Source organism: Streptomyces lincolnensis, from assembly GCF_001685355.1.
Taxonomy (GTDB): Bacteria; Actinomycetota; Actinomycetes; order Streptomycetales; family Streptomycetaceae; genus Streptomyces; species Streptomyces lincolnensis.
Genome location: NZ_CP016438.1, coordinates 1,625,932 through 1,639,016 on the forward strand (window position 1 = coordinate 1,625,932; position 13,085 = coordinate 1,639,016).

Genomic DNA, 13,085 nt, shown 5'->3' on the forward strand with positions numbered 1-13,085 from the left:
CATGACCACCCTTCCCCAAGCCGCCCCCGCGCGCGTCGACCTGACCGCGCTCGCCGACCTCGTCACCCCCTGGGCGATCAGAGTCGCGGCGACCCTGCGTCTGGCCGACCACATCGCCGCGGGCCACACCGCGCTGCCCGACCTCGCCCGGGCCGCGGACGCCGACCCGGACGCGCTGCGCCGCATGCTGCGCGTCCTGACCGGCCGCGGTGTCTTCGCCGAGCCGGAGGAGGACGTCTACGCCTTGACCCCGGCGGCCGAACTCCTCAAGGACGGCGGGGCGTTCGGCCTGCGGGCCTGGTTCGACGTGGACGGCATGGGCGGCCGTATGGACCAGGCGTTCGGGCGCCTGCTGGACACCGTCCGGACCGGGGAGCCCGCCTACCCTCTGGTGCACGGCAGGTCTCTGTGGGAGGACACGCTGGAGAGCCCCCGGCTCGCCCGTTCCTACGCGGATTTGATGGCCGCGCACACCAGGTTCGCGGCACCGGAGGTCGTCGCGGCCCACGCCTGGCCCGAGCGCGGGCACGTGGTCGACGTCGGCGGCGGCTCCGGGTCCCTGCTCACCCGGCTGCTGACCGCGCGTCCCGGGCTGCGCGGCACGCTGCTCGACCTGCCGGAGGCCGCCGAGAAGGCGGGCCGCACGCTGGCCGCCGCCGGGCTCGGGGAGCGCGCCTCCGTGCACCCCGGCAGCTTCTTCGACCCGCTGCCGGCCGGGGCCGACCTGTATCTGCTCACCTGGGTGCTGCACGACTGGAGCGACGACGAAGCCCTGCACATCCTGCGCCGCTGCGCCGAGGCGGCGGCCGACGGCGGCAAGGGCGGCGGGGAGATCCTCGTCGTCGAGAACCTGGTCACCGACGGCCGCCGCGCCGATGTCGCCGCCGCGATGGACCTCCGACTCCTGGTGCTCTTCGGCGGCCGGGAACGCACCCCCCGGCAGCTGGACGACCTGGTGTCCCGCGCCGGGCTGCGGGTCACCGGACGGCGTGTCACCGGGACCGGCATCCATCTGGTGAGCTGCGCGCCCGCCGGGTGACGGACGGGGACTCGGACTTACGGGCATACGGCGACGGGCGGCACGGTGGGGAACCGTGCCGCCCGTCGCCGTATTTCACCCGCGTGTCTGGGAGCGCGCCGCCAGCCGCCACCCGCTCGCCTGTTCCCGCTCGCCCCAGAACGCCGCGTACCGGCCGCCGAGCGCGAGCAGTTCCTCATGCGTCCCCCGCTCCACGACCCGCCCGTCCTCCAGGAACGCGATCAGGTCGGCGCCCCGGACGGTGTCGAGGCGGTGGGCCACGACGAGGACCGTGCGGTCCGCGGTGAGCACGTCCAGCGCCTGCTGGATGGCGGCCTCGTTCTCGGCGTCGAGCGCCGAGGTCGCCTCGTCGAGCAGGACGACCGGGGCCCGCTTGAGCAGGGCCCGGGCGAGGGAGACGCGCTGCCGCTCGCCGCCGGACAGGGCCGCGCCGCCCTCGCCGACGCGGGCGGCCCAGCCGTCCGGCAGCCGCTCGGTGATCTCGTCGACGCGGGCGATCCGCCCGGCCTCGCGCACCTCCTCGTCGGTGGCGTCCTCGCGTCCCGCGCGGATGTTCCCCTCGATCGTGCCCGCGAAGAGGTACACGTCCTGGAAGACCATGGCGAGCCGTGACATCAGCTGATCCGTCGTCAGGTCGCGGACGTCCGCGCCGCCGACGCGGACCGTGCCCCCGGTGGCGTCCCAGAAGCGGGCGATCAGGCGGGTCACCGTGGTCTTGCCGGAGCCGGAGGGGCCGACCAGCGCCACGGTGTGCCCGGCCGGGACGCGCAGGTCGAGCCCGTCCAGCACGGTGCGTCCGTCGCCGTAGCCGAAGGAGACGCCGTCGAGTTCGATGCCGTACGTCTCCGGGAGCGGAGCCGTGGTCGCGGGCTGGGGCAGCGGATCGGCGGCGAGGACCTCGTCCAGGCGCTCCAGGGTGCCCCGGGCCATCCGCAGCGAGCCGCCCAACTCGGCGGCCGCGCCCATGGGTTCGACGAAGCGGACGGCGAGGACCAGCACCGCGATCAGCTCCCCCGCGCCGACCGATCCGCCGAGCGCGAGGACCGTGCCGAGCAGCAGGACGCAGGTGAAGCAGAGCTGCACGGCGAGCGCGAAGCCCGCGATGCCGGGTACGCCGACGCGTACGGCGGCGCGCGCCTTCGCGTGCTGCTCGCGCAGGGCGGCGTCCAGGAGCTCGTGGTCCTCGGCGGTCCGCCCGAAGGCGCGCAGCGCGGGCTGGTGACGGGCGAACTCCACCAGCCGGTCCGCGGTCTCGGCGGCCGCGGCATGGGACTGCCGGTCGACGCGGGACATCAGCCGTCCGGACCAGCGGTACGCGACGGCCGCGACCGGCGCCGCCACCAGCATGGCCAGGGCGAGCCGCCAGTCGAAGGCGAACGTGGCCAGCACGACGACGGCGGGCGTGACGAAGGCGATGCACAGGGGGCGCAGCAGGTTGGCCGCCGCGTTCATCACCTGGACCACGCCCTGGCCCGCCAACTGCCCCAGCGCGCCGGTGCGTTCGCCGTCGAACCAGCCGAGCGGCAGCGCGACCACATGGTCGCCGATGCGGTGGTGCAGCGTGCGCCCGAGATCGGCGCTGAAGCGGTTGCCCCGCACGGCCGCGGTGAAGGCGACGGCCCCGTAGGCGACGGTGGCCGCGGCGAGGGCGGCGACCCACGGCCAGGCCGCATCCGGGTCGTCGCCGAGGAGCCGGGTCAGCAGCGGCACCAGGAGCGCGTACGCCACCCCCTGGAGGGCCGCGGCGAGGGCCGCCCAGAGGAGGACGCGGTGCAGGCCCTCCGTCTGTTCCCGTCCGAGTACGCGTGTCAGCAGCGCGTTCATCGCGCGGTTCCCTTCTGCTGGAGGGCCCACATGCGTGCGTAGTGGCCGTCCAGGGCCAGCAGTTCGGTGTGGGTGCCCTGTTCGGCGATGCGTCCGCCGTCGAGGACGACGATGTGGTCGGCGTCCCGCACGGTCGCGAGCCGGTGGGCGATGACCAGCAGGGTGCGGCCCGCCACGAGGGTGGACAGGGCCCGCTGGACGGCGGCCTCGGACTCCGGGTCGGCGAAGGAGGTCGCCTCGTCGAGGACGAGGACGGGCGCGTCGGCGAGCAACGCCCGGGCCACGGAGAGGCGTTGGGCCTCGCCGCCGGAGAGCATCGCGTCCTCGCCGACCACCGAGTCGTAGCCGCGCGGCAGGGCGGTGATCCGCTCGTGGATGTGCGCGGCGCGCGCGGCCCGTTCCACGGCCGTGTCGTCGGCCTCGGGACTGCCGAGCCGGATGTTGTCACGGACGCTGGTGCGCAGCAGGTGGGGTTCCTGGAAGACGAACGACACCTGGCGGTACAGGTCGGCCGGGGCGATGTCCCGGACGTCCGTGCCGCCGATCCGTACCGTGCCGGCGGTGGTGTCCCAGAAGCGGGGCACGAGCCGGGCGAGGGTGGACTTGCCCGACCCGGAGGCGCCGACCAGGGCGGTGACGGTGCCGGGGCGCAGGGTCAGGTCGATGCCACTGAGGACGTCCGTGGCGCCGTCGTAGCTGAAGCCGACCCCGGCCAGTTCGACCCGGCCTTCCGGGCCCGGCGGTGTCGGCTCGGATGCCTCGGGCAGGGCGGGGGCGGCCAACAGGGCGTGGATCTCCCGGGCGCTCTGGAGGCCGCCCTGGACGGCGTGCCCGGACTGGGCGAGCCCCATGACCGAGCCGGTCAGGGCCGGTCCCAGCAGCACGAACGGCACGAGGTCGAGCGCGTCGGCCCAGCCCTGCGTGACGAACAGGGTGCCGGTGGCGGTGGCGACGAGCAGGGCGGCCGGTCCGGAGAGGGCGAGCGCGGCCGACGTGCTGGCCCGTGTCGTACTCATGATCCAGTCGCGGAAGAAGACGGTGAAGCTGTCGGCGGCGGCGTCGTAGGCGCGATGGGCGCGGGAGGTGCGTCCGTACGCCTTGATCACCGTGATGCCGTGGACGAGTTCGACGACGGCCGCGTTGACGCCGCCCATCGCACCGAAGAACCGTGCCGTCACCTCCTCGCCCCCGGACATGGCCTGCTTGAAGAAGTAGCCGCCGAGCAGGAGCGGGAGCAGCGCGACGAGGGTGAGCCGCCAGTCCACGGTCAGCAGGTAGACCAGTGCGGTCAGCGGTGCCACGATCGCGGCGGTGACCTCCAGCGCTGTGTGCGCGACCAGGTGGTGCAGCGTGGAGATGTTGTCGCCCGCCGCCTTCTTCACCTCGCCCGAGCTGTTCTCGGTGAACCAGCCCAGCGGCAGCCGCCCCAGGTGCCGGGCGATACGGCGGCGCAGCCCGAGCTGGAGGTCGGCGTCGGCGTGGTGGGTGAGGACGCCGGCCGTCGCGTACAGCACGAGCCGGGCTACCAGGGCGGCCACCGCGGTCCAGGCGGCGGCCCAGGCACGGCCCTCGTCCGGGCCGCCGGACGCGAGCAGGGCGCGGGCCAGTTCGGCCACGGCGATGAACGGGATCATCGAGCAGACCGCGGCGAACGCCTGGGCCGCCACCGCGGCTGTGAGCCGCCCCCGTACGGGGGCGAGGAGATCGCCGAGCCCCGGCGCCTTCACGGCGGGGGCCTCGGGTGGGACAAGGACGTCGGAGGGGCTGTCGGGGGTGCCCTCTCGCGGGTCCGCGAGGGCCGCGCCGGTCATGAGGTTTCCTCTCGGGTCACAGGGGTGGTGGTACGCAGGACAGCGAAGTCGGGGGCTAGCGGGGTGCACACGAGTCCGGCGGCCGCGGCTTCCTCGGCCACCGTCGCGATGCCGACACCGGACCAGGGCAGCGGCACGGCGTGTTCGCGGACGACCCTCTCGCCGTCGCGTACGCGGTAGGTGAGGGTCCAGCCGTCGTCGGCGCCCTCGCTCCACGACTCGTAGTCCAGGTCGCCGACACGGCGGGTCGCCAGCCGCAGCGGGGCCCCGGTCGGGGGCGCCGTGCGGTCGAGGACGTCGACGACGGCCGGGGCTCCGGGGGCCAAGCGCTCGCTCAACAGCCGCCACAGCGCGGCGCGTTCGGCGGGGTCGAGGTGGCCGACGACGCCGAGGACGACGGCCGCGCACAGCCGCCTCGGCAGGTGTACGTCGTGGAGGGTGCCCGCGGTGACGGTCACGCGGTCGGCGAGTGCGGGGCGGCCGGCGAGCCGGGTGGCCAGCGCGATGCGCATCCCGGCGGACGGCTCCACCGCCAGCACCCGCACACCGGGTACGGCTTCGGCGGCGGCCTCGGTGGCCAGGCCGGTGCCCGCGCCCACGTCCAGCAGCGGCCCGTGGGCCGGGTCGACGCCCTCCAGGGCGCGGCGCAGCAGCGGGCCGAGGCGCGCCCAGGCGGGGGCGGCCAGCAGGTCGTAGAACTCGGCGGCGGCGCCGTAGAGGTCGCCGGCCGTGGCAGGGTCGCCGACCAGGCCAGGCCTGCTCATCGTGGCCGGCTCGGCCACACCAGCCCCGCTGGACGCACCAGGCCCGCCGGACGCACCGCCCCCACTCGCCGGACCAGCCCCGCCGGACACGCCAAGCCCGCCGGACGTAACCGGCCCACTCGCCGTACCAGGCTCCTTCGTCGTGGCCGGCCCGCCGGTCGTACCCGACTCGCTCGTCGTCTCAGGCAGGGACATCGGCCGGCTCCTTCGCGGTCAGCTGGTCCCGGTCGCGGATGAGGGTCCAGGAGGCGAGGGCGGCGAGCAGGCTGATCGCGGCCGCCGCCAGGCAGATCGTCGCGAGGCCGCCGGTGAGTGCGGAGCGGGCCGCGTCCAGGACCGGTTCGCGCGCGGTGGCGGGCAGCGCGCGTTCGAGTTGCCCGAACTGCCCGGCGGCCACGGCGTCGCGGACCTGCTGGCGCATCCCTTCGGGGACGTGCAGCGCGGCGAGTCGTGTGTCGTCCAGGTCGCTGTCGATGCGGGTGCTGAACACCGCGCCGAAGGCGGCCACTCCGGCCGCCGTGCCGAGCGGGAAGAAGGTGTTGGTCATCCCGGACGCCATCCCGGCCCGTTCCGCGGGCACGACCCCGACGGCGATGCCCATCAGCGGCGGGAAGGCGATCGCCCCTCCGATGCCGAGGAGCACCAGGCCGGGCAGCATCACCAGCCAGGAGTCGTCGGGGCCGACCCGCGCCATGGTGAGCAGCCCGACCGCGGTGATGCCCGTGCCGAGCGCCATGACACCGCGCGTCGGCATCACCTTGAGGAACAGCCCGCTGAACGGGGCCACCAGCATGATGAAGGCGGTCATCGCCAGCAGCCGCAGCCCTGTTCCCAGGGGGCTGTGGCCGAGCATCCCCGACAGCCACAGGATCAGGTACGGCAGGACGCCGAAGCTGACGACCCGGCAGACGAAGCTGAGCACGATCGCGCCGGTGAACGACGGCACCCGCAGCAGCCGTACGTCGAACATCGCCGCGTCCCGGCGTCGCACCTCCCACGCCACGAACCCCGCGACGAGCAGCACCCCGCCCACGAGCGGCAGCAGGGCGGACGCCGAGGTCCAGCCGTCCTCGGGGCCGGTCACCAGACCGTAGTTGAGGCCGAGCAGACCCCCGGCGGCGAACAGCAGCCCGCCGACATCGAACCGGCCCTGGGGTCGCGGCAGTTCACCGGCGCGGTCCGGGGGTACGCGCAGCAGGGTACCGACGACGATGAGGACGCCGACCGGCAGGTTGAGGTAGAAGATCCAGCGCCAGTCCAGGCCTTCCACGACGGCGCCGCCGACCAGCGGGCCGAGAGCCGCCGCGACACCGCCCGCCGCGGAGAACATCCCGATGGCCGACTGGCGGCGCCGGCCCTCGTACGCCCCGGCTATCAGGGCCAGCGCGGTGGACATCACCATCGCCCCGCCCAGGCCCTGGAGGGCGCGGCAGGCGATCAGCGTGCCGACGCCGGGTGCGAGGCCGCAGCCCGCCGACGCGGCGGTGAAGATCCCGACACCGGTCAGGAACAGGCGGCGCCGACCGTTGCGGTCGGACAAGGACCCGGCGGGCAGCAGGAGGGCGGCGAAGACCAGCGTGTAGGCGTTCACCACCCACTGGAGGCCGGTCAGTCCGGCGTCGAGGTCGGCGGCTATCTCGGGCAGGGCGACGTTGACGACGGTGATGTCGAGCGTCATCAGCACGGCGGCCAGTGACGTGGTGGCGAGCAGCCAGCCGCTGCCGGGCGCCGGGCCGGTCTCGGGCGACGGTTCCTGGCGTACGTCCTGGGTCATGGGCGAACCCCTCGCAGACATGGGTGACAGACGTGGGTATACGGCGTATACATGCGGGCAGACGGCAGCGACCCACCGCGTGTGATCCGTGTGGATCCGTTCGGACTCCGGCTCAGTCGGCCAGCAGGCCCCTGAGGAGGGCCTGGAGGCCGGGCACGAACGCGTCCCGGGCGGCCGCCTGGCGCGGCGGCCGGGACAGCATCCGGGCCAGCCGGGGATGGTCGTTCATGCGGACTCGGGTCATGAGTTCATGCCGGGCGGGGAGGCCCTCGGGGCGCAGCGCGGGCAGGTACGACAGGTGGCCGAAGGTGTACCACCACAGCGCCCAGTAGGCGTCGGCCGCCTGCTCGTCGGTGAGCCCGGCCTCCTCCAGCAGGGCGAGCACATGCTCGACGAACCGCGAGGCGCGTGGCCCGAACAGTTCGCCGGCCTTGAGGACTTCGGTCACCCACGGCTCGGTCGTCAGATGGTCGTGCAGCGCGCGGAAGGCGAGGACCAGCCGATCCGAGGGCGATCCGTGGCCGTCCGGGAGCTCCAGCTGCTCGGCCACGTCGTCCAGCATCGCGACCAGCAGCTCGCGTTTGTCGCCCACGTGGCGGTACAACGCCATCGCCGTCACGCCGAGTTCCGCCGCGATCCGGCGCAGGGTGACCGCGGACAGCCCCTCGTCGCGGGCCACCCGCCGGCCGGCGGCCACGACGGCCGCCCGGTTCAGCGGGACGCGTCGCTTCCCGGTCCCGGGGGACGTTCCGTCGCTGTCGGTCGTCGTGCTCGGCATACCGCCACCCTAGGGGGTGTTCCGAAGGTTCCCCTGTCACCTTGTCCCGTCCTCTCCGGCGGCCCGCGCCGGGTGCGGCAGCGCCGCCACCAGTGCTCGGGTGATGTCGTGTTCGGGCCTGCTCAGCACCCGGGACGCCGGTCCCGTCTCGCGGATGCGGCCGTCGTGCAGTACCGCCACCCGGCCGCCGAGCCGGGCGGCGACCGACAGGTCGTGCGTCACCATGACGACGGCGAGTCCCAGCTCCGTGCGCAGGCGGGCGATCAGTTCGGTGACCGCGGTCGCCACCGACGGATCCAGCGCGCTGGTCACCTCGTCGCAGAGCAGTACCTCGGGGTCCGCGGCCAGTGCGCGCGCCAGGGCCACCCGCTGCCGCTGACCGCCCGACAGCGCCCCCGGCAGGCGTCCGCCCAGCTCCGGGTCCAGTCCCACCTGCGCCAACAGGCGTTCCACTTCGGCCGGTTGCCGCTCTGCCGGTATGTCGGGGCGGAAGGCGAGCGGGCGGCCGACGATCGCGGCCACGGTGTGGCGGGGGTTGAGCGAGGCGTACGGATCCTGGGGGACGAGCTGCACCCGGCGACGCTGTCCGGGATCGCGGTCGCGCACGTGTCGGGCGAGCGCCTCGCCGTGCAGCCGTATCCCGCCGTTCGTAGGGGCGTCGAGACCGGCGAGACAGCGCAGCAGGGTCGTCTTGCCGCAGCCGGAAGGACCGACCACGGACAGGCAGTCCCCCGGATCGAGGGCGAACGACACACCGTCGAGTACGCGTTCTCCGCGGACGAGGGAGAGCTCCGACGCGCGCAGGAGCGCATCGTCGCCCGTCCGCTCCTCGTGGTCTGCCGCCGAGGCGGGGACGACAGGCCGGGCGGCCGCGACCAGCGCCCGTCCCCGCTCGCTGGCCGGTTCGGCCAACACGGCTTCGGCCGGCCCGAGTTCGACGATCCGCCCGCCGTCCATGACGGCCACCCGGTCGGCCACGCCGGCGACCTGGCCCAGGTCGTGGGAGACGAGCAGGACCGCCGCGCCCGTCTCGCGCCGCATCCGGGTCAGGTCGGCGAGGAACGCGGCGGAGGTCACGGTGTCGAGGGCACTGGTCGGTTCGTCGAGCACCAGCAGCCGGGGTTCCACGGACAGGGCCACCGCCAGCGCGACCCGTTGGCGCTGGCCGCCGGAGAGCTGGTGCGGCCGACGGTGGACGACCTCGTGCGGGCGGTCGAGTCCCGCGAGCAGCAGCGCACGCTCGGCCCGTTCCGCCCACCGCTCCTTCGGTACCCCGCGGGCCCGCAGCACTTCCCCGATCTGGGCGTCGACGCGAAGGTGGGGCGCCAGTGCGGTGCGCGGGTCCTGGGCGACGTATCCGCACATCGCGGCGCGCACCCGCCGAAGGCGCCGCTCGTCCAGCCGCAGCAGGCGGTGTCCGTCGAGCCGTACGTCACCGCCCGTCGGTCGCAGCCCTGGTCCGGTGTGCCCCAGGGCGGCCAGGGCCAGGGTCGTCTTGCCGCTGCCGGACTCCCCGACCACGGCGAGGAGTTCACCGGGTGCGAGGTCGAGGTCCACGTCCTCCAGCACGCGGTGCCCGTCGTCGCTCTCGACGCTGAGCCCGCGCACCGAGAGCAGGGAACCCGGGGTCCCGGGCGCCTCCGAGTCCACCGTCGTCACCGGCTCCGGCCGCGGCCGGGCGGCCGGCTGCTGCGGGCCGGGGAAGGCCGCGTCCAGCAGGAGGTTCACCGAGAGCAGCAGGACGAGGAGCAGGGCGGCCGGGACGAGGACCGCGAGGGGCTGGAGGGTGAGGCCGTCGCGGTTCTCCAGAACCATCAACCCCCAGTCTGCGGCGGGCGGTTGGGCACCGTATCCGAGGAAGGCGGCGGTGGCGACGACCGTCACCGCCCCGAGGAACCGGACGCCGGCGTCGGCGGCCAGCACGGGCAGCAGGTTGGGCAGCACCTCGCGCCCCAGCACACTCACCGTGCGCTCGCCCCGGGCGACGGCGACCTCCACATAGTCCTGGGCGAGGATGCGCAGCGTGGCCGCCCGCACCACGCGGACGCTCTCGGGCAGCAGGACGAGCCCCGAGGCGAGCGCCACGCCCGCCGTGCCGCGCCCGGTGGCCACGACCACCACGCTCAGCAGCAGGAAGGCGGGCAGTCCCAGCAGCACGTCGGCGAGACGCAGGACCAGCGTGTCGGTCCAGCCCCTGCGCCAGGCGGCGAGCATGCCGAGCAGCGCGCCCAGGACACAGACCGCGCCCGTCACCGCGAGCGAGGTCAGCAGCAGGGACCGTCCGCCGGACAGCACCCGGCTCACCACGTCGGAGCCCAACCGGTCGGTGCCCAGGGGTGCTTCGGCGCTTCCGGGCGCGTAGGGAATGTCCACGGCGTCCGTCACGGCGTGCGGGGCGAACAGCGGCCCCAGCAGCGCGACCACGCCGACGAGTATCAGGACGGCCAGCGCGAGCCGGCCGCGTCGGCGCCGCCGTGGTGACCGGGCGGCCCGGGGAACCGCGGTGGCCGGCGGACGTTCGGAGAGGAGGGTCATCGCGTGTGCCCCCGTACGGGTTCGAGGAGGTGTACGGCGACATCGCCGGCGAGGTTCGCGGCCACCGCGACGGCCGCGCCGAGCAGCGCCACCGCCTGCACCACCGGGACGTCCCGGCCGGCCGTGGCGTCCACGAGGAGAGCGGCGAGCCCGGGGAAGCCGAACAGCGACTCCGCGACCAGCGCCCCGCCCAGGAGGTAGGCGACGGAACGGGCGAGCACCGGGACGGCGGGGCCGAGCCCGGCGGGCAGCACGTACCGTACGGCGACCCGGAGTTCGGGCACGCCGTTCAGCCGTGCCGCGACCACCGCCGGGGACCGGGCGGCCTCGGCGACCCCGGCCCGTACCAGCCGCAGGTTCTGCGCCAGGCACACGGACACCAGCGTGAGCACCGGCAGGACCAGCACGGACGGTTCGTCCAGCGGTCCCTGTCCGGCGCCCAGCAGGGACACGGCGGGCAGCCAGCCGAGCCCGGCCGCGAACACCGCCATCAGCAGGGCGCCCGTGACGAACTCCGGGACCGCCGCCAGCCCCAGGGCGGTGCCGGAGACGATCCGGTCGCCGCGCCGCCCGGCCCGCAGCCCGGCCCACAGACCGAGTCCGACGGCCAGGGGCACCAGGACGGCCAGGGCGGCGAGCCCCAGGACGAGCGAGTTGCCGAACCGGTCGGCGATCAGCTCGCCCACCGGCCGCCCGTTGGCGTAGCTGGCGCCGAAGTCGCCGCGCACGGCGTGCCCGAGCCAGTCGAGGTAGCGCAGCGGCGCGGGCCGGTCCAGGCCCAGTTGTGCGCGCAGCGCCTCGACGGCACCGGCCGGCGCCTGGGGTCCGAGCCGGGCGGTGGCCGCGTCGCCGGGGGCGGCCTCGGTGGCGGCGAACACCAGGACGGTCACGACGAGGAGCACGAGCAGCGCCCCCGCCGTCCGTCTCAGGGCCCACCGCACCAGGCCGGGCCACGCGGGCATCGGCTTCTGCTTCATGCGAGGAAGGCGTCCCGCAGGCTGGGATAGTCGGCGTAACCGCGCGCCTTCACGCCGTGCGCCTTCGCGGCCGCGCCGGACACCGTCGGCACCCGCGCGAACAGCGCGTCGCCGCCGTGCTCGTGCAGGTGCTCCTGGACGTCGGCCACCCGCGCCCGCCGCTGGTCCTCCCGCGTGGCACGGTTCATGGCGGCGATCAGCGGATCGAGGGCCTGCGCCCCCTTGCTGCCGGTCAGCGGGTAGGCGGCCGTGGAGCCGTAGTAGGTGCGGATCATCAGCGGCAGCGGGTTGGGGTGGTACGCGGAGGTCTGGATCGGCGTGCTGAGGATCGTCTTGAAGTCGCTGTAGTAGTCGGCGGCGGGGACCTTGTCGAGCGTCGCCCTGATCCCGGCCTTCGCGAGCATCGGCACCATCGCGGTGGCGCTCTCCTCGGTGCCGTAGTCGTAGTCCGAGGTGCGGATGCTCACCGTGAGCCCGTCCTGTCCGGCTTCCTTGAGGAGCGCCGCCGCCCGCTCAGGGTCGTACGCGGTCTGCGCGATGCCCGTGTCGAAGTACGGCTGGTGTGCGCCCACGAGGTCGTTGCCGATCTCGCCCTGACCGAGCGTCACGGTACGGACGAGGGACTCACGGTCGAGGGCGAGCTTCACGGCGCGCACCACGCGGGCGTCCGTGAACGGCTTCAGCCCGAGGTTCATCGGGAGGTTGAGGTCGACCCACAGGTCCTTGGGCGGCGTCTCGATGCGCAGCGCGCTGTTGCCGCGTTCGGTGCGTACGGCGGTGAGGGCGAGCCCGCCGGCGTAGTGGAACTGACCCGACTTCAGTCCGCCGAGCCGGGCCGCCGCGTCGGTGACGGAGACGAGCTCCAGCTCGTCGAGGTAGGGGCCGCCGACTGCGCGGTCCCAGTAGTCCTCCCGTGGCACCAGCACGCTGCTGCGTCCCGCCTGCCACTTCTTGAGCACGTACGGTCCGCTGCCCGGGGCCTTGGCGAGATTCTTGGTCCCGTCGGGAAAGACGAACATGGAGTGCGCGAGCGCCAGGTCGAAGAAGCCGTCGGCCATGGTGAGCGGCAGTTCGAGGGTCCGCGCGTCGCGGGCTCGGGCGTTCTTGAGGTCGAGGTGCGCGAGGAACCCGCTCTGCGGGCTGCGCTTCTCGACGAGGGTGCGCAGACTGAACAGCGCGTCACGGGCGGTGAGTTGACGCCCGTCGCTGAAGGTCACACCCTTCCTGATCCGCACGGTCCACGTGGTGGCGTCGGAGTCGGGTTCGACGGCTTCCGCCAGCCGCCACACCGGTCTGCCGCCGTCCAGTTCGCCGAGGGTGTCCCAGACGACCCGGGCCCGCACGTAGTCGATGCCGACGCCCGCGGCGAGCGTGGGGTCGGTGGACTCCGTGCTCCCCCCGATGAACGCCGCCCGCAGTTTCCCGCCCTTGCGGGGAGCGACGGACGCCTCGGCCCCGGCGGGCTTCTCGCCGTCGCCTCCACAGGCCGCCAGCAGCCCGCCGGCGGCGACCGCCGCCGCCCCTCCCGCGACACCGCGCAGCGCGGCACGCCGAGTTATCACTGGGTCTTCCCCTCGTATGGC

General features: G+C 74.4%; 9 protein-coding genes. 1 reads left to right on the forward strand and 8 read right to left on the reverse strand.

The genetic code is table 11. The features are described from left to right. The first annotated feature begins 1 nt into the window (after window position 1). Window positions 2–1,039, forward strand: a complete 1,038-nt coding sequence (locus tag SLINC_RS07120; protein WP_067428051.1) for a methyltransferase — start codon at window positions 2–4, stop codon at window positions 1,037–1,039. A 75-nt stretch (window positions 1,040–1,114) separates the two neighbouring features. Here the strand turns inward: SLINC_RS07120 and SLINC_RS07125 are convergent, their stop codons facing one another. From SLINC_RS07125 to SLINC_RS07160, 8 genes are all read right to left on the reverse strand, one after another. Continuing rightward, window positions 1,115–2,863, reverse strand: coding sequence for an ABC transporter ATP-binding protein (locus SLINC_RS07125; RefSeq protein ID WP_067428054.1), 1,749 nt, complete (start codon window positions 2,861–2,863; stop codon window positions 1,115–1,117). Further along, window positions 2,860–4,674, reverse strand: a complete 1,815-nt coding sequence (locus SLINC_RS07130; protein ID WP_067428056.1) for an ABC transporter ATP-binding protein — start codon at window positions 4,672–4,674, stop codon at window positions 2,860–2,862. The genes SLINC_RS07125 and SLINC_RS07130 overlap by 4 nt, the downstream gene beginning before the upstream one ends. Next, on the reverse strand, window positions 4,671–5,438 hold the full coding sequence (locus SLINC_RS07135) for a class I SAM-dependent methyltransferase (RefSeq protein ID WP_159425328.1): 768 nt from the start codon (window positions 5,436–5,438) through the stop codon (window positions 4,671–4,673). Before SLINC_RS07135 ends, SLINC_RS07130 begins: the two co-directional genes overlap by 4 nt. Window positions 5,439–5,619: 181 nt before the next feature. Then, window positions 5,620–7,212, reverse strand: a complete 1,593-nt coding sequence (locus SLINC_RS07140) for an MFS transporter (RefSeq protein ID WP_159425329.1) — start codon at window positions 7,210–7,212, stop codon at window positions 5,620–5,622. A 112-nt stretch (window positions 7,213–7,324) separates the two neighbouring features. Next, window positions 7,325–7,990: a TetR/AcrR family transcriptional regulator gene (locus tag SLINC_RS07145; protein WP_067428060.1), complete on the reverse strand. Its 666-nt coding sequence runs from the start codon at window positions 7,988–7,990 to the stop codon at window positions 7,325–7,327. A gap of 36 nt (window positions 7,991–8,026) precedes the next feature. Beyond that, entirely contained in the window at window positions 8,027–10,525 is a 2,499-nt protein-coding gene (locus SLINC_RS07150) for an ABC transporter ATP-binding protein/permease (protein ID WP_079164444.1), read from the reverse strand. After that, on the reverse strand, window positions 10,522–11,502 hold the full coding sequence (locus tag SLINC_RS07155) for an ABC transporter permease (protein WP_225988274.1): 981 nt from the start codon (window positions 11,500–11,502) through the stop codon (window positions 10,522–10,524). The genes SLINC_RS07150 and SLINC_RS07155 overlap by 4 nt, the downstream gene beginning before the upstream one ends. Then, window positions 11,499–13,064: an ABC transporter substrate-binding protein gene (locus SLINC_RS07160; RefSeq protein WP_067428062.1), complete on the reverse strand. Its 1,566-nt coding sequence runs from the start codon at window positions 13,062–13,064 to the stop codon at window positions 11,499–11,501. The genes SLINC_RS07155 and SLINC_RS07160 overlap by 4 nt, the downstream gene beginning before the upstream one ends. Window positions 13,065–13,085: the final 21 nt, after the last annotated feature.

What these genes read in the sequence shown, in the direction of transcription:
- SLINC_RS07120 (WP_067428051.1), top strand. Translation starts at nt 2, where the DNA reads ATGACCACCCTTCCCCAAGCCGCCCCCGCGCGCGTCGACCTGACCGCG.
- SLINC_RS07125 (WP_067428054.1), bottom strand. Translation starts at nt 2,863, where the DNA reads ATGAACGCGCTGCTGACACGCGTACTCGGACGGGAACAGACGGAGGGC.
- SLINC_RS07130 (WP_067428056.1), bottom strand. Translation starts at nt 4,674, where the DNA reads ATGACCGGCGCGGCCCTCGCGGACCCGCGAGAGGGCACCCCCGACAGC.
- SLINC_RS07135 (WP_159425328.1), bottom strand. Translation starts at nt 5,438, where the DNA reads ATGAGCAGGCCTGGCCTGGTCGGCGACCCTGCCACGGCCGGCGACCTC.
- SLINC_RS07140 (WP_159425329.1), bottom strand. Translation starts at nt 7,212, where the DNA reads ATGACCCAGGACGTACGCCAGGAACCGTCGCCCGAGACCGGCCCGGCG.
- SLINC_RS07145 (WP_067428060.1), bottom strand. Translation starts at nt 7,990, where the DNA reads ATGCCGAGCACGACGACCGACAGCGACGGAACGTCCCCCGGGACCGGG.
- SLINC_RS07150 (WP_079164444.1), bottom strand. Translation starts at nt 10,525, where the DNA reads ATGACCCTCCTCTCCGAACGTCCGCCGGCCACCGCGGTTCCCCGGGCC.
- SLINC_RS07155 (WP_225988274.1), bottom strand. Translation starts at nt 11,502, where the DNA reads ATGAAGCAGAAGCCGATGCCCGCGTGGCCCGGCCTGGTGCGGTGGGCC.